At 70.3% G+C, this 20,429-nt stretch carries 14 protein-coding genes and 2 pseudogenes; 12 read left to right on the plus strand and 4 right to left on the minus strand.

Translation table 11 applies throughout. From position 1 onward, the window contains the following. Positions 1-5 precede the first annotated feature (5 nt). The 10 genes and pseudogenes from nuoN (at position 6) to dnaE (ending at position 14,109) form a co-directional block, all read left to right on the plus strand. Complete coding sequence (gene nuoN, locus DK389_RS14290) at positions 6-1,451, plus strand: NADH-quinone oxidoreductase subunit NuoN (protein WP_109890521.1); 1,446 nt, start codon at positions 6-8, stop codon at positions 1,449-1,451. Positions 1,452-1,458: 7 nt separating this feature from the next. After that, positions 1,459-2,279, plus strand: a pseudogene (locus DK389_RS14295) (biotin--[acetyl-CoA-carboxylase] ligase). A 4-nt stretch (positions 2,280-2,283) separates the two neighbouring features. Further along, the gene (locus DK389_RS14300; protein ID WP_109896382.1) at positions 2,284-3,957 is read left to right on the plus strand and encodes a ribonuclease J; all 1,674 of its coding nucleotides are present in this window, start codon (positions 2,284-2,286) and stop codon (positions 3,955-3,957) included. A 65-nt stretch (positions 3,958-4,022) separates the two neighbouring features. Next, the gene (mce, locus tag DK389_RS14305; protein ID WP_109890523.1) at positions 4,023-4,427 is read left to right on the plus strand and encodes a methylmalonyl-CoA epimerase; all 405 of its coding nucleotides are present in this window, start codon (positions 4,023-4,025) and stop codon (positions 4,425-4,427) included. A 17-nt stretch (positions 4,428-4,444) separates the two neighbouring features. Beyond that, complete coding sequence (locus tag DK389_RS14310; RefSeq protein WP_109896384.1) at positions 4,445-4,768, plus strand: DUF1467 family protein; 324 nt, start codon at positions 4,445-4,447, stop codon at positions 4,766-4,768. A 95-nt stretch (positions 4,769-4,863) separates the two neighbouring features. Then, positions 4,864-6,186: a sugar MFS transporter gene (locus DK389_RS14315; RefSeq protein WP_109890525.1), complete on the plus strand. Its 1,323-nt coding sequence runs from the start codon at positions 4,864-4,866 to the stop codon at positions 6,184-6,186. 542 nt (positions 6,187-6,728) lie between these two features. Then, a complete protein-coding gene (gene proS / locus DK389_RS14320) occupies positions 6,729-8,054 on the plus strand; it encodes a proline--tRNA ligase (RefSeq protein ID WP_109890527.1) in 1,326 nt (441 codons plus the stop codon). Between the two features lie 7 nt (positions 8,055-8,061). Continuing rightward, a complete protein-coding gene (locus DK389_RS14325; RefSeq protein ID WP_109890529.1) occupies positions 8,062-9,369 on the plus strand; it encodes a lipoprotein-releasing ABC transporter permease subunit in 1,308 nt (435 codons plus the stop codon). A 21-nt stretch (positions 9,370-9,390) separates the two neighbouring features. After that, positions 9,391-10,103: pseudogene (locus tag DK389_RS14330) on the plus strand (ABC transporter ATP-binding protein). A gap of 463 nt (positions 10,104-10,566) precedes the next feature. Then, positions 10,567-14,109, plus strand: coding sequence for a DNA polymerase III subunit alpha (gene dnaE, locus DK389_RS14335; protein WP_109890531.1), 3,543 nt, complete (start codon positions 10,567-10,569; stop codon positions 14,107-14,109). A gap of 343 nt (positions 14,110-14,452) precedes the next feature. Here the strand turns inward: dnaE and DK389_RS14340 are convergent, their stop codons facing one another. Together DK389_RS14340 and DK389_RS14345 are read right to left on the minus strand one after the other, a co-directional pair. Further along, positions 14,453-15,139 (minus strand): gamma-glutamylcyclotransferase, encoded by a 687-nt coding sequence (locus DK389_RS14340; protein ID WP_109896386.1) that lies wholly within the window; start codon positions 15,137-15,139, stop codon positions 14,453-14,455. A 44-nt stretch (positions 15,140-15,183) separates the two neighbouring features. Further along, the gene (locus tag DK389_RS14345; RefSeq protein ID WP_236960875.1) at positions 15,184-15,606 is read right to left on the minus strand and encodes a hypothetical protein; all 423 of its coding nucleotides are present in this window, start codon (positions 15,604-15,606) and stop codon (positions 15,184-15,186) included. A 102-nt stretch (positions 15,607-15,708) separates the two neighbouring features. Between DK389_RS14345 and recO the strand changes: the two genes are divergently transcribed. Together recO and parC are read left to right on the plus strand one after the other, a co-directional pair. Beyond that, positions 15,709-16,440 carry a DNA repair protein RecO gene (gene recO / locus DK389_RS14350; RefSeq protein ID WP_109890533.1) on the plus strand — a complete coding sequence of 244 codons (732 nt, stop codon included), beginning with the start codon at positions 15,709-15,711 and terminating at the stop codon, positions 16,438-16,440. Positions 16,441-16,489: 49 nt separating this feature from the next. Continuing rightward, complete coding sequence (gene parC, locus DK389_RS14355) at positions 16,490-18,736, plus strand: DNA topoisomerase IV subunit A (protein WP_109890535.1); 2,247 nt, start codon at positions 16,490-16,492, stop codon at positions 18,734-18,736. Between the two features lie 76 nt (positions 18,737-18,812). Here the strand turns inward: parC and infA are convergent, their stop codons facing one another. Continuing rightward, positions 18,813-19,085 carry a translation initiation factor IF-1 gene (infA, locus tag DK389_RS14360; RefSeq protein WP_109890537.1) on the minus strand — a complete coding sequence of 91 codons (273 nt, stop codon included), beginning with the start codon at positions 19,083-19,085 and terminating at the stop codon, positions 18,813-18,815. Positions 19,086-19,286: 201 nt separating this feature from the next. Beyond that, positions 19,287-20,399 carry a branched-chain amino acid ABC transporter substrate-binding protein gene (locus DK389_RS14365; RefSeq protein ID WP_109890539.1) on the minus strand — a complete coding sequence of 371 codons (1,113 nt, stop codon included), beginning with the start codon at positions 20,397-20,399 and terminating at the stop codon, positions 19,287-19,289. Positions 20,400-20,429: the final 30 nt, after the last annotated feature.

Below are 20,429 nucleotides of genomic sequence, written 5' to 3' on the forward strand. Positions count from 1 at the left end.
GAATCATGACCGCCGCCCAGACCGTCCTTCCGACCCTCGCGCCGCTCCTGCCCGAGTTGATCCTCGCCATCGGCGTCATGGTGCTGATCCTCTACGGCGCCTTTCGCGGCGAGCGCTCGGTGGAGGGCGTCAACGTCGGCGCGCTGCTCCTGCTGCTGCTGGCCTTCTTCGTGGTGGTCTCGCAGCCCGCCGGCATGAAGGTTACGACGCTGTCCGGCGCCTTCATCTCGGACGCCTTCTCGCGGGTGATGAAGGGGCTGATCCTGCTCGGATCGTCCGCCACGATCCTGCTCTCGCGCGACTATTTCCAGCGCGAGCGCATCGACCGGTTCGAGTACCCGATCCTGATCGTCCTGTGCACGATCGGCATGATGGTGATGGCCTCGGCCAACGACCTCATCGCCCTCTATCTCGGTCTGGAGCTTCAATCGCTCGCCGCCTACGTCATCGCCGCCTTCCACCGCGACAACCTGCGGTCGACGGAGGCCGGGCTGAAGTACTTCGTGCTCGGCGCGCTCTCCTCCGGCATGCTGCTCTACGGCGCCTCGCTGGTCTACGGCTTCACCGGCACCGTCTCCTTCCCGGGCATCGTCTCGGCGCTGCACGGCGAGGCGGGCTTCGGCATCGTCCTCGGCATCGTGTTCGTGGCCGCGGGCGTCGCCTTCAAGATGTCGGCGGTGCCGTTCCATATGTGGACGCCCGACGTCTACGAGGGCTCGCCGACGCCGGTGACCGCGTTCTTCGCCTCCGCGCCCAAGATGGCCGCGGTCGCGATGACGGTGCGCGTCTTCATCGGCGCCTTCCCGGACGTCACCGCGATCTGGCAGCAGATCATCGTGTTCGTCGCGATCGCCTCGATGGCGCTCGGTTCCTTCGCGGCGATCGGCCAGCGCAACATCAAGCGCCTGATGGCCTACTCGTCGATTGGCAACATCGGCTACGCGCTGATCGGCCTCGCCGCCGGCTCCCAGGAGGGCGTGCAGGGCGTGGTGATCTACATGATCATCTACCTTGCCATGACGCTCGGCGCCTTCGCGATCATCCTCTCGCTGCGGCGGCGCGACGAGATGTTCGAGACGATCGACGATCTCTCGGGGCTCTCGCGCACGCACCCGGTGCTCGCCTTCTGCCTCGCGATGATGATGTTCTCGCTCGCCGGCATCCCGCCGCTCGCCGGCTTCTTCGCGAAGTTCTACGTCTTCGCCGCCGCCATCAAGGCGGGCCTCGTGACCCTCGCCGTGATCGGCGTGGTGACGAGCGTGGTCGGCGCCTATTACTACCTGCGCATCGTCAAGGTGATGTATTTCGACGAGGCGAAGGCGCCCTACGAATCGATGGCGCCGGGTCTCCGGATCGTGCTCGCCATCTCCAGCGTCGTCGTGATCCTGTTCTTCCTGCTGCCGGGCCCTCTCCGGGGCGCTGCGGACGCCGCGGCGAAGTCGCTGTTCTGAGCCTCCGTTGAGCTACCGGCTCAGCGAGGCGGCCCGGGCGGCGGGGCATCGCCTCCACGTCCACGAGAGCCTCGGCTCGACGAACACGGAGGCGTTGGAGCGTGCGCGCGCGGGCGAGACCGGCCCACTCTGGGTCGTCGCCCGCCGTCAGGAGGCCGGGCGCGGCCGCCGCGGCAATGCCTGGACGACGCTGCCCGGCAACCTCGCCGCCAGCCTGCTCTGGCCGGTCGCGGGCGTCGAGCCGGACAGGGTCGCGACCCTCGGTTTCGTGGCCGGCGTCTCGCTGGCGGCCGCGATCGCGGATGCCTGCGGCACCGTGCCGGGCTGCGATTCGGACGGCGGCTCCCGATCTATCGCCTTGAAATGGCCGAACGACGTGCTGGCGAAGGGCGCCAAGCTCGCCGGCATCCTGCTCGAGGCGGAGGTGCTGCCCGGCGGGCGGCGGGCGGTAGTGATCGGCTTCGGCGTCAACGTCGCGGCTTCCCCGAAGGCCTGCCCTACGCGGCGACGTCGCTCTCCGCACTGGGAAGCGGGGCCGGGGCGGAGAAAGTTCTTGAATTCCTCTCCGGCCATGTCACCGAGGCGGCGCGCCTCTGGGAGGGCGGACGGAATTTTGCGGGCATTCGCGCGCGCTGGCTGGCGCGGGCGGCCGGGCTCGGATCGCGGATCGCGGTCCGTACCGGCGCCGAGACGCTGGAAGGCCTGTTCGACACGATCGACGAGGGGGGGCGGCTCGTGATCCTCGCCCCGGACGGCACGCGCAGGACCGTGACGGCGGGCGAGGTGCATTTCGGGACGGCCGCGACGGCGGCGAGAGTTTGGGTTTGACTTGATGACGACAGGGCAAGACGAGCTCGTCTTCCTGCCGCTCGGCGGCGTGGGCGAGATCGGGATGAATGCGGGGCTCTACGGGTTCGGCCCGGAGAAGCGCCGGAAATGGATCATGGTCGATTGCGGCATGGGCTTCGCGGGCGAGGAGGCGATGCCGGGCATCGACCTCATGTTCCCCGATCTCAGCTTCATCGAGGAGCGCAAGGCCGATCTCCTCGGGATCTTCATCACGCACGCGCACGAGGATCACATCGGGGCAATCAGCGAGCTGTGGCCGCGCCTGCGCGCGCCGGTCTACGCCACCCGCTTCGCCAAGAACCTCCTGGAGACGCGCCGCCTCGGCGAGCCGGGCGCTCCGAAGGTGGAGCTCAAGGAGGTCGTGCCGGGCCGCCGCGTCACGGTCGGCCCCTTCGACATCGAGTTCGTGCCGGTCTCGCACTCGATCCCCGAGTCGAACGCGGTGGCGATCCGCACCGCCCACGGTCTCGTCGTCCACACGGGCGACTGGAAGCTCGACGCGACGCCGATCCTCGGCGACGTCACCGAGGAGGCTTCGTTCCGCAAGCTCGGCGACGAGGGCATCCTGGCACTCGTCTGCGATTCGACCAACGTCGTGCGCGAGGGCCGCTCTCCGAGCGAGGCCGAAGTCGCCGCGACCTTGAAGCGCCTGATCACGGAATCGCCCCACCGGGTCGCGGTGACGACGTTCGCTTCGAACGTCGCCCGCATCCGCGCGGTGGCGGAGGCGGCGCAATCCTGCGGGCGCCAGGTGGTCGCGGTCGGCCGGGCCATGGACCGCGTCATCGCCGTCGCCCGGGAATGCGGCTACCTCGACGGCCTGCCCGACTTCCTGAACCAGGATTCCTACGGCAACATTCCCCGAGACCGGGTGGTCGCTCTGCTCACGGGCTCGCAGGGCGAGGCGCGGGCGGCGCTGGCGCGGGTCTCCCGTCGGGATCACCCGAACGTCACGCTCGCGGGCGGAGACCGGGTGATCTTCTCCTCGCGTGCCATCCCCGGCAACGAGCGGGACGTCGGCTCGATCATCAACGACCTGATCGAGCAGGGCGTCGAGGTGGTGACCGACCGGACCGAGCTCGTCCACGTCTCCGGCCATCCGCGCCGGGAGGAGATGGTCGAGATGTACGCCTGGACCCGGCCGCGCACCGCAATCCCCGTCCATGGCGAGGCGCTCCACCTCGACGAGCACGCCCGCTTCGCCCGGGCGCAGGGCGTCCAAAATGTGGTCAAGGCGCGCAACGGCAGCCTGATCCGCCTCGCGCCCGGCACGCCCGAAGTGGTCGAGCACGTCAAGGCCGGGCGCCTGTTCAAGGACGGCAACGTCCTCGTCGACGACAAGGACCGGGCGATCCCCGAGCGGCGCAAGCTCGCGATGGCCGGCTTGGTCTCGGTCGCCATCGCCATCGACGAGGACGGCGACGTCGCGGGCGAGCCGGCCGTCGACATCATCGGCCTGCCGAACCGCGGCCGCGACGGCGAGCCCCTGATCGACACGGTGGTCGACATCGTCTCGCGGACGCTGTCCGGCCTCTCGAAGGGCAAGCGCCGGGACGCCGACGCGGTCGAGAAGGCGGTCGATCGCGCCATCCGCTCCGGCGTCAACGAGGCCTGGGGCAAGAAGCCCGCCTGCCACGTGCAGGTGGTCGAGGTGTGATAGGAAAGCGATGAACCCCCTCCCCCTTGCGGGGAGGGCGGAATCTGGGACCGGGAGGAAACGACATGATCGGGCGGCTCAACCACGTGGCCATCGCGGTGCGCGATCTCGCAGCGGCTTCGGCCGTCTACCGGGACACGCTCGGCGCCAAGCTCTCCGAGCCGCTGCCGCAGCCCGAGCACGGCGTCACCGTCGTGTTCGTGGAGCTGCCCAACAGCAAGATCGAGCTGATGGAGCCGCTGGGCGAGGGCTCGCCGATCGAGAGCTTCGTCGAGCGCAATCCGGGCGGCGGCATCCACCACGTCTGCTACGAGGTGGACGACATCATCGCGGCCCGGGACCGCCTCAAGGGCCAGGGCGCGCGGGTGCTCGGCACCGGCGAGCCGCGCATCGGCGCGCACGGCAAGCCCGTGCTGTTCCTGCACCCCAAGGACTTCCTCGGCACCCTCGTCGAGCTGGAGCAGGTCTGAGAGCGGTGGGCGGGACGATGCACGCGCTGAGCCGCTCGACGCCGCTCACCGTCGCGGCCGTGATGGTGCTGGCCAGCGGCTTCGTGGCGCTGGCCGTGAGCCTGTTCAAGCTCACGATCGGCGGTGCGGCCGCCCTCTACTTCGTGCTGTGGTGGACGCTGCTCTTCGCAATCCTGCCCATCCGCAACCAGCCCGAGACCCGGCCCGAGCACATCGTGCCGGGCCAGGATCCCGGCGCGCCGGCCCTGCCGCGGCTGCGCGAGAAGGCGATCTGGACGAGCCTGTTCGCGGGCGGGGCCTTCCTCGCGGCGCTGGCCGTCTTCCCGCTCGCGGGTTTGTAACCGGCCCTTCGATTGACAGGCCGCAAGGCCCTCCCGACAACCCATGACAAGACGTGCGGGTGCACCCGACGCGTCACGTGGATCGGGAGGAGCCTATGCTGCCGCAGGCCGGACAGGTGCGGAGCAGCGAAGCGGGCGAGGCCGGCGCGGGACGTAGGCGCTGGCTCCTGCCCACCATGCTGGCCCTGTTCTTCACCTGGGGGCTGGCCACCGTCCTCGTCGACATCATCACGCCGAAGCTGAAGAGCCTGTTCGCCCTGAGCTACGCCGAGGCGACGCTCACCCAGTTCTGCTTCTTCCTCGCCTACGCCATCGTCTCCCTGCCGGCGGGCCTGCTCGTCGCCCGCATCGGCTACATGCGCGGCCTCGTGCTCGGCCTCGTCGTGATGGCGGCGGGCGGACTGATGTTCGCGCCGGCCGCGAGGGTCGGGCTCTACCCGCTCTTCCTCCTCGCCCTCTTCGTGATGGCCTCCGGCATCGCCGTCCTGCAGGTGGCGGCCAACCCCCTGGTGACGAAGCTCGGCCCCGCCGCACAGGCGCCGAGCCGGCTGACGCTCGCCCAGACCTTCAACTCGCTCGGCACCACGGTCGGTCCGGCGATCGGCGCCTGGGCGATCCTCTCGCACGGGCCGGCGACGCCGCCCGACCCGGCGGCGCTCGCGCCCGAGGCACTCGCCGCAGCGCGGCAGGCGGAGGCCGCCGTGCTGCAGACGCCGTTCCTCGTCATCGCGGGCGGCCTGATCGGCCTCGCGATCCTGTTCTGGTCCGTGCGCTCCTGGGTCCGGGAGGACGTGCAGGCCGGGTCGGTGCGCGGGCTCGGCCTCGACCTCCTGCGGAGGCCGCGCCTCGCCCTCGGGGCGGCGGCCATCTTCCTCTACGTCGGCGCCGAGGTCGCGATCGGCACGCTGATGGTGAGCTACCTCGAGCAGCCGCGGGTGCTCGGGGCGGACCCCGCGACCGCCGGTCACCTCCTCAGCTTCTACTGGGGTGGGGCGCTCGTCGGGCGCATCGTCGGCAGCTTCGCCCTGCGCTACGTCCGGGCCGGCGCCGCGCTCGCGGCCTGCGCCGTCGCAGCGGGGTTGCTAGCCACCGTGTCGGGCCTGTCCGAGGGGCCGCTCGCCGCCTGGACGCTGCTCGCCGTGGGGCTCGCCAACGCCATCATGTTCCCGACGATCTTCGCTCTGGCGATCGACGGGCTCGGCGAGCGCACGGCGCAGGGCGCGGGCATCGTCTGCGTCGCCATCGTCGGAGGCGCCATCATCCCCGTCGTGACAGGGTATCTCGCCGACCACGTCGGCCTCAGCTTCGCGCTCGGCGCGCCGGTTCTCTGCTATCTCTGCATCGCGGCCTACGCCCTCGCCAACCTGCGTGAGCCCGCGCAGGAGGGCGCCACGTCGCCGAGCGGGGCGATCGCCTGACGCGGTGGCCCCGGCTCCAAGGTCGGGACGGCCCCGCGCCCGCTGAAATTGCGGCGGCCGCTCGGATTCAAGCAAAAGGGAGGTGCCGGTCAGGTCGGCAGGCTAGGTCGAGGGGGCCCGAAAAACAAAAAAGCAAGGCGATACGCCTTGCTTGAAGAGCTGTTGCTCGTCTCAGCCTTGAATTATCCTACGCATTGCCTGCGTGGCGGCTGAATGTTCCTCCCAAGACTCGGACCGTGCGCTGCCTCTGGACGGCTGCGCGACCATCGCGGCGTCGCTTATAGGAATAAGATTTCGTGCTGTCACGGGGGCTGGAGCAGAAATCTGCGTTTTTTTGCCGGCGATGCGGCAAACCGTCCCGAAGCAACCATCCGGACCGCGAACAAAGGCCGAGTCCGGATCGCGACTGGCCGCCCCGGCGCGGCCGGCGGCCCTCGCAGGCGTCTGCGGCGCTTGTGTTTTCCCGATGCAATGTGTTGTGTGCCCCGGCGCGCCGGGGACACCCCCGGCCAGCGAGCTTTCGGACACGACTTGGGCTTCCCATGCGCCTTTCCCGCTATTTCCTGCCCACCCTGCGCGAGACGCCGAAGGAAGCCGAGATCGTCTCGCACCGGCTGATGCTTCGCGCGGGCCTCGTCCGCCAGGAATCGGCCGGCATCTATGCGTGGCTGCCGCTGGGCCTGCGCGTGCTGAACAAGGTCTGCGCGGTGATCCGGGAGGAGCAGGACCGCTCCGGCGCGGTCGAGCTCCTGATGCCGACCGTTCAGTCGGCCGAGCTCTGGCGGGAATCCGGCCGCTACGAGGCCTACGGCAAGGAGATGCTCCGCATCACCGACCGGCACGAGCGCGAGATGCTCTACGGCCCCACCGCCGAGGAGGTGATCACCGAGATCTTCCGGGCGAGCGTGCGCTCCTACAAGGACCTGCCGAAGAACCTCTACCAGATTTCCTGGAAGTTCCGCGACGAAGTGCGTCCGCGCTTCGGCACCATGCGCTCGCGCGAGTTCCTGATGAAGGACGCCTACTCGTTCGACCTCGACCAGGCCGGGGCGCGGCACGCCTACAACCGCATGTTCGTGGCGTATCTGCGCACCTTCGCCGGGCTCGGGCTCAAGGCGATCCCGATGCGGGCCGATACCGGGCCGATCGGCGGCGACCTCAGCCACGAGTTCATCATTCTGGCGAGCACCGGCGAGAGCGAGGTCTTCTGCGACCGCGCCTATCTCGATTTCGAGATCCCGCCGGCCACGACCGATTTTGAGGATGTTCCCGGGCTGCAGGGCATCGTCGATGCCTGGACTTCCCACTACGCGGCGACCGACGAGATGCACGAGCCCGACGCCTTCGCCGAGGTCCCGGAGGCGAGCCGCCTCTCGGCCCGCGGCATCGAGGTCGGGCACATCTTCTACTTCGGCACCAAGTATTCCGAGCCGATGGGCGCCAAGGTGACCGGGCCGGACGGTATCGAGCGCCCGGTGCACATGGGCTCCTACGGCATCGGGCCGAGCCGCCTCGTCGCCGCGATCATCGAGGCGAGCCACGACGAGGCCGGCATCGTCTGGCCGGACGCGGTGGCGCCCTTCGACGTGGCGCTGATCAACCTGAAGGTGGGTGATGCCGCCACCGATGGCGCCTGCGCCGAGATCCAGGCCCAGCTCGAGGCCGCCGGGATGAGCGTGCTCTACGACGATCGCGACGAGCGGCCGGGCGCCAAATTCGCCACCGCCGACCTGATCGGCCTGCCCTGGCAGGTCATCGTCGGGCCGAAGGGACTCGCGGAGGGCAGGGTGGAGCTGAAGCGCCGCGCCACGGGCGAGCGCGAGACGCTGGCGCCGGTCGATCTCCTTGCCCGCCTCAAGCGGATCTGAGGCGGCGATGTCGGGGCTCGCGGGGAGATTGGGTGATCGGGTGCGGGGTGTCGGCGCCACCCTGCGCGCCGGCTCGACGGCGCCCTTCGCGCCCTTCGAGTGGATCATCGCCGGCCGGTATCTGCGCGCCCGCCGCCGGGGCGGCGGCGTCTCGGTCGTGGCGTTCTTCTCGGTGCTCGGCATTGCGCTCGGCGTCGCGACGCTGATCATCGTGCTCTCGGTGATGAACGGCTTCCGGGCGGAACTCCTCTCGAAGATCGTCGGCATCAACGGCCACGTCTTCGTCACGCCGATCGACAAGCTGTTCACCGACTACACCGACCTCTCGGACCGCCTCTCGAAGGTCGCGGGCGTGCGCGCGGCCATTCCCCTCGTCGAGGGGCAGGCCTTCGCCTCCTCACCCTACGGAGGCAGCGGCGTGCTGGTGCGCGGCGTGCGCGAGCAGGACCTCGACGGCATCGCCGCAATCTCCAAGAACCTGCGCGGCGGCACGCTCAACGGCTTCGACGACGGGGCAGGCGTCGCGATCGGCCGGCGTCTCGCGGAATCCCTCGGGCTCCAGGCCGGCGACCAGATCACCCTCTCGACCCCGAAGGGGGCGACCACGCCCTTCGGCACGGCACCGCGCACCAAGGCCTACACCGTCAAGGCGGTGTTCGAGATCGGCATGACGGAGTTCGACGCGACCTTCGTGTTCATGCCGCTCGCCGAGTCGCAAGCCTTCTTCAACCGCGAGGGCGACGTCAGCCTCATCGAGATCTACCTCGACAACGCCGACGCAGTCGCCGAGATGCGCGAGCCCCTGGAGATGGCGGCCGAGCGTCCGGTGCTCCTGACCGATTGGCGCCAGCGCAACCGCACCTTCTTCGGCGCCCTGGAGGTGGAGCGGAACGTGATGTTCCTGATCCTCAGCCTGATCGTGGTGGTGGCGACGCTCAACATCATCTCCGGCCTGATCCTGCTGGTGCGCGACAAGTCGAGCGACATCGCGATCCTGCGCACCATGGGGGCCACGCCCGGCACCGTGATGCGGGTGTTCCTGATCAACGGCGCGCTGATCGGCCTCGTGGGCACGCTCTCGGGCCTCGGGCTCGGCATCCTGATCACGCTCAACATCAAGCCGATCCAGCGCTTCCTTTTCCCCTCCGCCTGGGACCCGACCGTGCGCTTCCTCGCCGAGATCCCGGCCGAGATGAACGCCACCGAGATCACGGTGGTCGTCATCACCGCATTCCTGCTGTCGCTCGCCGCGACGCTCTATCCCTCCTGGCGCGCCGCCCGGCTCGATCCGGTCCTGGCGTTGCGGTACGGCTGAGGCGCGAGAGGGGTCACGGTCATGAGTACGACGCCCGAGCCCGCCGGCGCGCAGCCGGTGCCGGCCCTGTTCTTCGCCCGCGTGGAGCGGCGCTACCCGCAGGCCGAGGGCGCCCTCGAGATCCTGCGGGGCGCCGACCTCGCGATCTGGCCGGGCGAGCTCGTCGCCCTGGTGGCCCCTTCGGGTGCCGGCAAGTCGACGCTCCTGCACGTCGCCGGCCTCCTCGAGAAGCCGGACGGCGGCGAGGTCTATATCGGCGGCCAGCCCACCGCCGCGATGGGGATGGCGAGCGCACGCGGCTGCGCCGTGAGGAGATGGGCTTCGTCTACCAGTTCCACCACCTGCTGCCCGAGTTCTCGGCGCAGGAGAACGTGGTGATGCCCCAGCTCATCCGCGGCCTGTCGCGGGCCGAAGCGAAGGCGCGGGCGGCCGAGCTCCTGAGCTTCCTCGGCCTCAAGGACCGCCTGCAGCACCGCCCGGCCGAGTTGTCCGGCGGCGAGCAGCAACGCGTCGCCATCGCCCGCGCGGTCGCCAACGGCCCGCGCCTGCTGCTGGCCGACGAGCCGACCGGCAACCTCGACCCGCACACGGCCGACCACGTCTTCTCGATCCTGACGGCGCTGGTGCGGGCCTCCGGTCTCGCCGCGCTGATCGCGACCCACAACCTCGACCTCGCCGCCCGCATGGACCGGCGGGTCACGATCCGAGACGGGCTGATCGAACAGCTGGCCTGAAGAGATTAAACCGGCGCGCCGCCCGAGCCAGGCGGTCTCGGACGTTTAACCTTCTGCTAACCACCCCGCGCGTCTGCCCGCTATCCCCGCTTTACTTAGAACAAAACAGGAACAAAACTCAGGCCATCAGAAGGAGGCGCAGATGCACGCGACGAGCACGAAGCGGAACGTCCTGACGGGGCTGATCGAGTTCACGGCCTTCGGGCTCCTGTCGAGCGCGGTGGCGCTCTGGGCCGTAGCCTTGGCGCCGCTGCATTAACGGCCCCTCTCCGTTCGCGAAAAGTTCCCGCCCCACGGGTGCCGCCCACAGGAAAGCGCGCGTGAGGTGCGGTTTCGGGCGGATCGGCGGGGCCGGTGATGCCCGGAGGGCACATGGCGGTGGACATCTGCGAAGAGCCCCGCCTTTGCGGATGACACCTTAAGCCCGAGCCGGAATCCTGGCCGACCACGAACAAGGTCGGTCATGGCGCGCCAGCTCAGGGAGGTCGGATTCGTCCACCTCCACGTTCACTCGTCCTATTCCCTGCTCGAGGGCGCCTTCAAGGTCGGCGACCTCGTGAAGGCGGCCATCGCCGACCGGCAGCCCGCCCTGGCGCTGACCGACACCAACAACCTGTTCGGCGCGTTGGAGTTTTCCGAGAAGGCGGCGGGTTCCGGCATCCAGCCGATCGCCGGCATGCAGCTCTCGGTCGCCTTCGAGGCGCCGGACCCGCTGGCCCGCCTGAGCGTGCCCGCTTGCAACATCGTCATCCTGGCCCAGGACGAGGCGGGCTACGGCAACCTGCTGCGGCTGGCGAGCCGCGCCTATTTCGACGGGCCGCTCGGCGAGGCGCCGCGGGTCTCGGCGAGCGATCTCAAACACGACGTCGACGGGTTGATCGCGATCACCGGCGGCGCGACCGGTCCGCTCGACCTGGCGTTGCGCGCCGGCCGCCCTGAACTTGCGTCCGCGCGTCTCGGGCAGCTCCTGGCGGCCTTCGGCGAGGATCGGCTCTACGTCGAGTTGCAGCGCCACGGGCTCGACGACGAGCGCCGGGTCGAGCGCGAATTGTTGCGCCTCGCCGAACGCCACGGGCTCCCCATCGCCGCAACGAACGAGCCCTTCTTCGGCAAGACCGGCGATTACGAGGCGCACGACGCGCTGCTCGCCATCGCGGAAGGCCGCCTCGTCTCGGACGAGCGCCGCCGGCGCCTGACGCCGCGCCACGCCTTCAAGACCCGCGCCGAGATGGCGGAGCTGTTCCGCGACCTGCCGGATGCGCTCTCGGCCACCGTCGAGATCGCCATGCGCTGCGCCTATAGGGTGCGCACCCGCAAGCCGATCCTGCCGAATTTCGGCAGCGTCGCCGCCGCCGACAGGGAGGCCGCGCTCGCCGGGACGGCGGAGGCCCGCGCCGAGGCCGCGAACGCGGTCGCCGAGGTCATCGCCCTCGACGAGCCGGCGGAGCTGCGGCGCCAGGCCGAGGCCGGGCTGGAGCTGCGCCTGAAGCAGCACGGCACCGCGCCGGGCATGTCGGAGGACGTCTACCGGGAGCGCCTCGCCTTCGAGCTCGACGTCATCGTCAAGATGAAGTTCCCGGGCTACTTCCTGATCGTCTCGGACTTCATCAAGTGGGCCAAGGACCACGACATCCCGGTCGGGCCGGGCCGCGGCTCGGGCGCCGGCTCCCTCGTCGCGTGGTCGCTCCTCATCACCGACCTCGACCCGCTCCGGTTCGGCCTGCTGTTCGAGCGCTTCCTCAACCCCGAGCGCGTCTCGATGCCGGATTTCGACATCGACTTCTGCGTGGAGGGCCGCGAGCGCGTCATCCAGTACGTGCAGGAGCGCTACGGGCATGCGCAGGTCGCCCAGATCATCACCTTCGGCACGCTGCTCGCCCGCGGCGTGCTGCGGGACGTCGGCCGCGTGCTGGAGATGCCCTACGGGCAGGTCGACAAGCTGACGAAGCTCGTGCCGCAGAACCCGGCGAACCCGGTGACGCTCGCCCAGGCGATCGAGGGCGAGCCGAAGCTCCAGAGCGCGATCGAGGAGGAGCCGATCGTCGCCCGGCTCATGGAGATCTCGAAGAAGCTGGAGGGCCTGCACCGCCACGCCTCGACCCACGCCGCCGGTGTCGTCATCGGCGACCGGCCGCTGGAGCAGCTCGTGCCCCTCTACCGCGACCCGAAGACGGGCATGCGGGTGACCCAGTTCAACATGAAGTGGGTCGAGCAGGCGGGGCTCGTGAAGTTCGACTTTCTCGGCCTCAAGACGCTCACCATGCTGCGCTGCTGCACGGACCTCCTGAAGCTGCGCGGCATCGAGGTCGACCTCGCGAGCCTGCCGCTCGACGACCCGAAGACCTACGAGCCGATGAAGCGCGGCGAGACGGTCGGCGTGTTCCAGGTGGAATCGGCCGGCATGCGCAAGGCGCTCTGCGAGATGCAGGCCGACCGCTTCGAGGACATCATCGCCCTCGTCGCCCTCTACCGGCCGGGCCCGATGGCCAACATCCCGGTCTATTGCGAGCGCAAGCTCGGTCGCGACGCCGGCAACGAGGCGAGCTGGTACCCGCACCCGAAGCTGGAGCCGATCCTGAAGGAGACCTTCGGCATCATCGTCTACCAGGAGCAGGTGATGGAGGTGGCCAAGGTGCTGGCCGGCTATTCGCTCGGCGACGCCGACCTCCTGCGCCGCGCCATGGGCAAGAAGATCAAGGCGGAGATGGACGCCCAGCGCGACCGCTTCGTGAAGGGATCCGTGGAGCGGGGCCTGACCAAGGCGAAGGCGGACGAGATCTTCGATCTCCTGGCCAAGTTCGCCGATTACGGCTTCAACAAGAGCCACGCGGCGGCCTACGCGCTGCTGACCTACCAGACGGCCTACCTGAAGGCGAATTACCCCGTCGAGTTCCTCGCCGCCGCGATGACCCTCGACATCGACAACACCGACAAGCTCGCCGAATTCCGCCAGGACGCGCAGCGCCTGAAGATCGTGGTCGAGCCGCCCTCGATCAACTCGTCCGGCGTCGTGTTCGAGGTCCAGGTCGACGAGGATGCGGGCCGCATCCGCTACGCGCTGGCCGCGATCAAGGGCGTCGGGCGTGCGGCCGTGGAGGCGATCGTCGAGGCGCGCGGGAACCGCCCGTTCCGCGACCTCGCCTGCCTCGCGCGCCGCCTCAACCCGCGCCACGTCAACAAGCGGACGCTGGAGAACCTGATCGCGGCCGGCGCCCTCGACTGCATCGAGCCGGACCGGGCCCGGGCCTTCGCGGCGGTCGAGCCGATGATGAAGCTGGCGCAAGGGGCGGCGGAGGCCGAGACGACGGGCATCGCCGACATGTTCGGCGGGGTCGCCTCGGCGGACGTGTCCCTGCGCATCCCGGCCTATGACCCCTGGCCGATGGCCGAGAAGCTGAAGAAGGAATACGACGCGATCGGCTTCTTCCTCTCCGGCCACCCGCTCGACGAGTACGGCCACCTGCTGGAGAAGCTGCGCGTCCAGACCTGGGCCGAGTTCTGCCGCGCTGTGCGCTCCGGCTCCACCAGCGTCGGGCGCGTCGCCGCCTCGGTGCTCGACCGCTCGGAGCGGCGCACCAAGACCGGCAACAAGCTCGGCATCGTCACCCTCTCGGACCAGACCGGGCATTTCGAGGCGATCATCTTCTCGGAAGGGCTCGGCCATTACCGGGACATCCTGGAGCCCGGCCGCCCGCTGGTGCTGCAGCTCCAGGCGAATCTGGAGGGCGAGGACGTGCGCGCCCGCATCCAGACGGCCGAACCCCTCGACCAGGCAGTGGCCCGCTACCAGAAGGGCATGCGGATCTACCTGCGCGACGAGCGCCCGATCGGCTCCGTGCAGCAGCGCCTGTCCCTGCGGGGCGAGGGCGAGGTCTCGCTGATCCTGATCCTCGACGGGGGCGAGCGCGAGGTGGAGGTGAAGCTGCCGGGCAAGTACCAGGCGAGCCCGCAGGTGGCCGGCGCCCTCCGGGCCGTGCCCGGGGTGGTGCAGGTGGAGGTGAACTGAGCGGGCGCCGGGTTGGCGCTGCGCGCGCCCTCTCCCGTTCGGGAGAGGGTTGGGGTGAGGGGTGCGACCGCTCCGGACAGACCTGTATCCCTCACCCGATCCGCGTTCCGCGGACTCGACCTCTCCCGGACGGGAGAGGTGGGTTCCGCTTCTCAGGCGACGACGTCGCCCCGTCGGCACGGGAGGCACGACGCGCACCCTCTCCCGTTCGGGAGAGGGTTGGGGTGAGGGGTGCGACCGCTCCGGACAGACCTGCATCCCTCACCCGGTCCGCATCCTGCGGACTCGACCTCTCCCGGACGGGAGAGGTGACGCGTGTGCCATGCCGCGCGATCCTCCGGGATCAGGCATCGCACCCCCGCAGCCGCTCCGCCACCAGCGCCTGCAGCCGCGTCAGGTGCCGGTCGCGGATGCCGAGTTCGGCGCAGGCCTGGGCCGTGCGCAGCAGGTACTCGGCGCTGGGGCCCAGATGCCCGCAGGCCGCCGCGATCTTCTCGGCGATCTCGGGCTCGCTCAGCCGGCCCGCGTAGCGGTCGCCGAGGCGGTTCACGATGAAGGCGAGGGCGTGGACGACGCCGCACTCCGTCTCGACCGGCAGCCAGCGGGACGCGTAGCCGTTGCCCTTCATCTCCCGGCGCCAGACCGGCATCAGCGTCGCCATCGGATCCGTACCCGCGAGGCGGAAGGCGACGCCCTTGCAGGTGCCGCCGCGGTCGAGCGCCAGCACGAAGCCCGGCCGCTCGACCGTGCCGCGGAAGCGCCGCTGCAGCAGGCAGAAGCGCCGGTGGAAGCCCCGCACCAGCCCGATCCGGCGCTCGGCCACCGCGAATTCCGGCTGCCACATCAGCGAGCCGTAGGCGAAGACCCAGATCTCGTCGGCGGGTCCGGGCTTGCCCCCGACCGCGCTCGCGAGGCCGGGCCGCAATTCGTCGTCGGTGAGGAGGTGCAGCGCCGTGGCATCGTCCGCGACGGGCTCGGGATGGGCGCGGGCGATTAGGTCCAGGGTGAGGGCGAGGTTCGAGGCCGACATGGTCCCGAGGGGACCATCGCCGCGGCGCAGGATCAAGCCCGGGCTCAGCTTCGCCGCGCCGCGTAGGCTTCGAGTTCGGGGAAGGGCACCGAGCGGTGTCCCTCGCAGACCTCCGGCTCGTCCCGCACCACGCTCAGCCGCTCGCTGCCGATCTCCTCCCGGATCACGACCTTCGCGCGCTCGGTGCCGAGGAGGCTGCGCCCCCGCATCCGGCTCGTCACGCAGTAGAGGGTGCGCCCGCCATCCTCGAAGGGGCCGGCGATGCGGCTCTTCTCGAAGGAGACGGGCAGGAGCGAGACGGCGCCGAATGGCACTTGGGCGAGCGCCACGGCCGCGACGCGCTCCCGAAAGCCCGCCGGCACCGCCTCCGTCGCGGCGATCGGTGGCCTCGACGCGCCCGTGCAGCCGCCGAGCCAGAAGAGGGCCAGGGCGGCGCCGAGATGGGCGGTGGGATGATCTTCAATCACGAGCGCTCGCCTCCGGCGAACGGCGACGATACCGTTGCCGGCGCAACCATCAAACCGGTTCGGGCGCTCACATTTTCGCGTCCGGATGCTTATCTGTCTCCCATGCACTGGAGCGACGACGCCTTCGTGATCGGCCTGCGCCGGCACGGCGAGACGGGGGTGATCCTGGAAGCGATGACGGCCGGGCACGGGCGCCATCTCGGGCTCGTCCATGGCGGCCGCTCGCGCCGGATGCAGCCAGTCCTGCAGCCCGGCAACCGCATTCGCGTGAGCTGGCGCGCACGGATCGACGAGGGCCTCGGCTCCTACGTGGTCGAGCCCCTCGACCTCGTCGCCTCCCGCCTGATCGGATCGGGCCTCGCCCTCTACGGGGTCAACCACATGGCGGGCCTGCTGCGGCTCCTGCCGGAGCGCGACCCGCACCCCGCCCTCTACGAGGCGGCGCAGGTGCTCTTCGACCACCTCGACGACAGGGCCATCGCTTCCGCGCTCATGGTGCGTTTCGAGCTCGCGGTGCTGTCCGAACTCGGCTTCGGCCTCGATCTCGACGCCTGCGCGGCGACGGGCGGCAACGACGCCCTGATCTACGTCTCGCCCAAGACCGGCCGCGCGGTCAGCGCCTCGGCCGGCGAGCCCTACCGCGACCGCCTCCTGCCGCTTCCGGCCTTCCTCGGCGAGCGCGTGGGCGCCAACCGCGTACCCGGGCCGGAGGACGTTCGCCAGGGATTTACCTTGACGGGGTATTTCCTGGCTCGCCACCTCTGGGAGCCCCGCGGCCTCGCGGTCCCCGAGGAGCGGACGCGATTCGTCGCACTCGGTCTCGCGCCCGCGTGAGTCTGTTCGTGCTATGTTCTTTCTTTGAGCGATTCCCTCCGGAGCTTTCATGGGCCAGCCCTTCGAGCCGCCGACCGGCGACGTCGAGAGCGTCGAGCTGAAGACCGCGCTGGAAGAGCGCTACCTCGCCTACGCCCTCTCGACCATCATGCATCGGGCCCTGCCCGACGCCCGCGACGGCCTGAAGCCGGTGCACCGGCGCATCCTCTACGGCATGCGCCTGCTCCGCCTCGACCCGAACACGGTGCACAAGAAATGCGCCAAGATCGTCGGCGACGTGATGGGCGATTTCCACCCGCACGGCGACCAGGCGATCTACGACGCGCTGGTGCGGCTCTCGCAGGATTTCGCGCAGCGCTACCCGCTCGTCGACGGCCAGGGCAATTTCGGCAACATCGACGGCGACGGCCCGGCCGCCTACCGCTACACCGAGGCGCGGCTGACCGAGGTGGCGCGGCTCCTCCTCGACGGGATCGACGAGGACACGGTCGATTTCCGGCCCTCCTACAACGGCGAGAAGGAGGAGCCCTCGGTCCTCCCGGCGGCCTTCCCGAACCTGCTCGCCAACGGCAGCCAGGGCATCGCGGTCGGCATGGCGACCTCGATCCCGCCCCACAACGCGGCCGAGCTCTGCGACGCGGCCCTCTACCTGATCAGCCACCCGGCGGCGACCTCGGAGCAGCTCAACAGCTTCGTGAAGGGGCCGGACTTCCCCACCGGCGGCATCCTGATCGACTCGGCCCAGACCATCACCGAGGCCTACCGCACCGGCCGCGGCGCCTTCCGCGTGCGCGCCCGCTGGGCCAAGGAGGATCTCGGCCGCGGAACCTGGAACATCGTCGTCACCGAGATCCCCTACGGCGTGCCGAAGGCGCGGCTGATCGAGAAGCTCGCGGAGCTTCTGCAGGAGCGCAAGCTGCCGCTCCTCGCCGACGTGCGCGACGAATCGGCCGAGGACGTGCGCGTCGTGCTGGAGCCGCGCTCGCGCAGCGTCGATCCGGTCGTGCTGATGGAATCGCTGTTCCGGCTCTCGGAGCTCGAGGCCCGCATCCCGCTCAACATGAACGTCCTCGTGGGCGGGCAGGTGCCGCGGGTGATCGGCCTCGCCGAGGCCCTGCGCGAGTGGCTCGACCATCGCCGGGTCGTGCTCCAGCGCCGCTCGCGCTTCCGCCTCGGCCAGATCGAGCGGCGCCTGGAGATCCTGGGCGGCCTGCTCATCGTCTATCTCGACCTCGACGAGGTGATCCGCATCATCCGCGAGGAGGACGAGCCGAAGGCGGCGCTCATCGCCCGCTTCACGCTGACCGAGATCCAGGCGAACGCCATCCTCGACACGCGCCTGCGCTCCCTGCGCAAGCTGGAGGAGATGGAGCTGAAGCGCGAGCTCGAATCGCTCACCGCCGAGAAGGAGGGGCTCGAGGGGCTGCTCGGCTCCGAACCGCTCCAGTGGAAGACGATCACCCAGCAGATCCGGGCGGTGAAGAAGACCTTCGGGCCGGAGACCAAGCTCGGCGCCCGCCGCACCACCCTGGAGAACCCGCCGGACACCGCCGGCATCGACTTCACGGCCGCGATGGTCGAGCGCGAGCCGATCACCGTGATCGTCTCGCAGAAGGGCTGGCTGCGGGCGCTGAAAGGCCACGTCGCCGACCTCTCCGGCATCGCCTTCAAGGGCGACGACAGCCTCAAGATCGGCTTCCCCACCGAGACGACGGCCAAGATCCTGGTCCTCGCCTCGAACGGCAAGGTCTTCACCCTCGAAGCCTCGAAGCTGCCGGGCGGGCGCGGCTTCGGCGACCCGATCCGCCTGATGGTCGATCTCGACGACGGCACCGAGATCGTCGCGGCCTTGCCCTACCAGGCGGGCAGCCGGCTGCTGATCGCGGGCTCGGACGGGCGCGGCTTCCTGGCGCCGGCGGACGCGCTCATCGCCAACACCCGCAAGGGCAAGGGCATCCTCGGCCTCGACGGCACGGCTGTGGCGGCCGTGCTGGTGCCGGCCGGCGAGGGCGACCACGTGGCGGTCTGCTCCTCGGACAAGCTGCTCCTCGTCTTCCCCGTCTCGGAACTGCCGGAACTCGCCCGCGGCAAGGGCGTGCGCCTGCAGCGCTGCCGGGCGGCGAGCCTCGCGGATGCCTGCATCTTCACCCTCGCCGAGGGCCTGCCCTGGCGGGACGGCTCGGGGCAGGCGCGGCTCGCCAACGCGCAGATCCTCGAGAAGTGGATGGGCCACCGCGCCGAGGCCGGCACCCTGATGACGCGCAGCTTCCCGAAATTCGAGCGGTTCGGGCGCTGAGGCACCCGGACACGACAACGCCGGCCACGCGGGGAGCGGGCCGGCGCCTGGGGCGGGGCTGGTTCTGGAAGACGCGTCAGCGGCGCCGGAACTGGCCGCCACGGACCGGCGGACGGGGGCCGGAGCGCTCGTCCTTGTGACGGAAGACGAGGCGGCCCTTCTCCAGGTCGTAGGGCGACATCTCGACCGTGACGCGGTCGCCGGCGAGGGTCTTGATGCGGTTCTTCTTCATCTTGCCGGCCGTGTAGGCCACGATCTCGTGACCCTGGTCGAGCTGCACGCGGTAGCGGGCATCCGGAAGGATCTCGAGAACGAGACCGTCGAACTGCATCAATTCTTCTTTCGCCATCCATCCACTCCAGCCGGATCGCCCGACATGCGCGGCGATCGGGGACCAAAATCACCAGCCAATCAGCAAAACGCCGGGGCGGCGGGTCCGATCCCGTCGGATGCGCGAAGCCGTCAAGCGTAGCACGCATGTAGTGGCGGGCGGCGGGCGACGCAAGCGCGTGCGCCCCGTCGCGGATCGCCATCGACAGGAAAGCGCCTCTCAGGGGCCGGTCTCGGGCCCGAGATAGTCGATCCGCCCGTCCGGCGTGCGGCGCCAGGTCCGCAGGACGAGATCGGGATAGCGCGTGTCGCCCTGCGCGTCGAAGGCGAGGTCGCCGACGATCGTCCGGATCGGAGCCTCCTGCCGCAGCGCCGCGGCGACCTTCTGGCCTTGCGTCGATCGCGCCCGGACGATTCCCTGTGCCAGGAGCTCCACCGCCGCGTAGGCGCGCGCCGCCACGGCCTCCGCCTCGGGCGTGCGGGGCGGCGGCGCCTTCGTCCCCCGCACCTCCGGCAGGCGGCGCGGCTCCGGCTCCATCGTCATCACCGTGCCCTCGGCGCCGGGGCCCGCCGCCTGCGCGAAGTCCTTGTCGAGGAGGCCATCGCTGCCGACGAGGGGCGCGTCGAGGCCCGCCTCCCGCATCGCCTTGATCAGCAGGGCGGCCTCCGGCGCGAGGCCGCCGAAATAGACGGCCTCGACGGCCGCCCGCTTCAGCCGCTCGGCGAGGTCGGCGGCGTCCTTCGAGCCGCGGGGCAGGCTCTCGAACAGGACCTCGCGCCGGCCCCGCGCCTTCAGGGTTCGGGCGACCTCGTCGGCGAGGCCCCGTCCGAAGGTGGTGCGGTCATGCACGAGGCCGATGCGGCGCGTGCCGTAGCGGTCGGCCAGGTAGGATCCTGCGAAGGCAGCCTGCTGGGCATCGCTCGGGGCGAGGCGGAACAGGTTCCAGGCGCCGCGGCCGGTGAGCGGCGTCCAGGTGGCGCCGGGGGTCACCAGCACGATGCCGGCCTCCTCGTAGGCCGGCTGCGCGAGGGCCGCGACCGAGGAGGCGAAGGGGCCGACGACGAGGCTCACGCCCTCGGCCGCGAATTTCCGGGCGAGGGCCGCCCCCTGCTTCGGATCGCCGGCATCGTCCGCCACCACGAGGGCGAGCTTGCGGCCGCCGCTCCGGTTGAGATCCGCCACCGCCTGCTCCGCGCCGAGGCGCAGGCCCTGACCGTAGGCCGCGTCGGGCCCCGTCAGCGGCAGCGACAGCCCGATCTTCACGGGCGCCTGAGCGAGGGCCGGGGCGCAGGCCGCGAGGAGGGCGAGAAGGGCGGCTGCGAGGTGTCTCATCGATACTCGCGCTGCTGAGATCTGTCCGAC

This window comes from Methylobacterium durans, from assembly GCF_003173715.1.
Taxonomy (GTDB): Bacteria; Pseudomonadota; Alphaproteobacteria; order Rhizobiales; family Beijerinckiaceae; genus Methylobacterium; species Methylobacterium durans.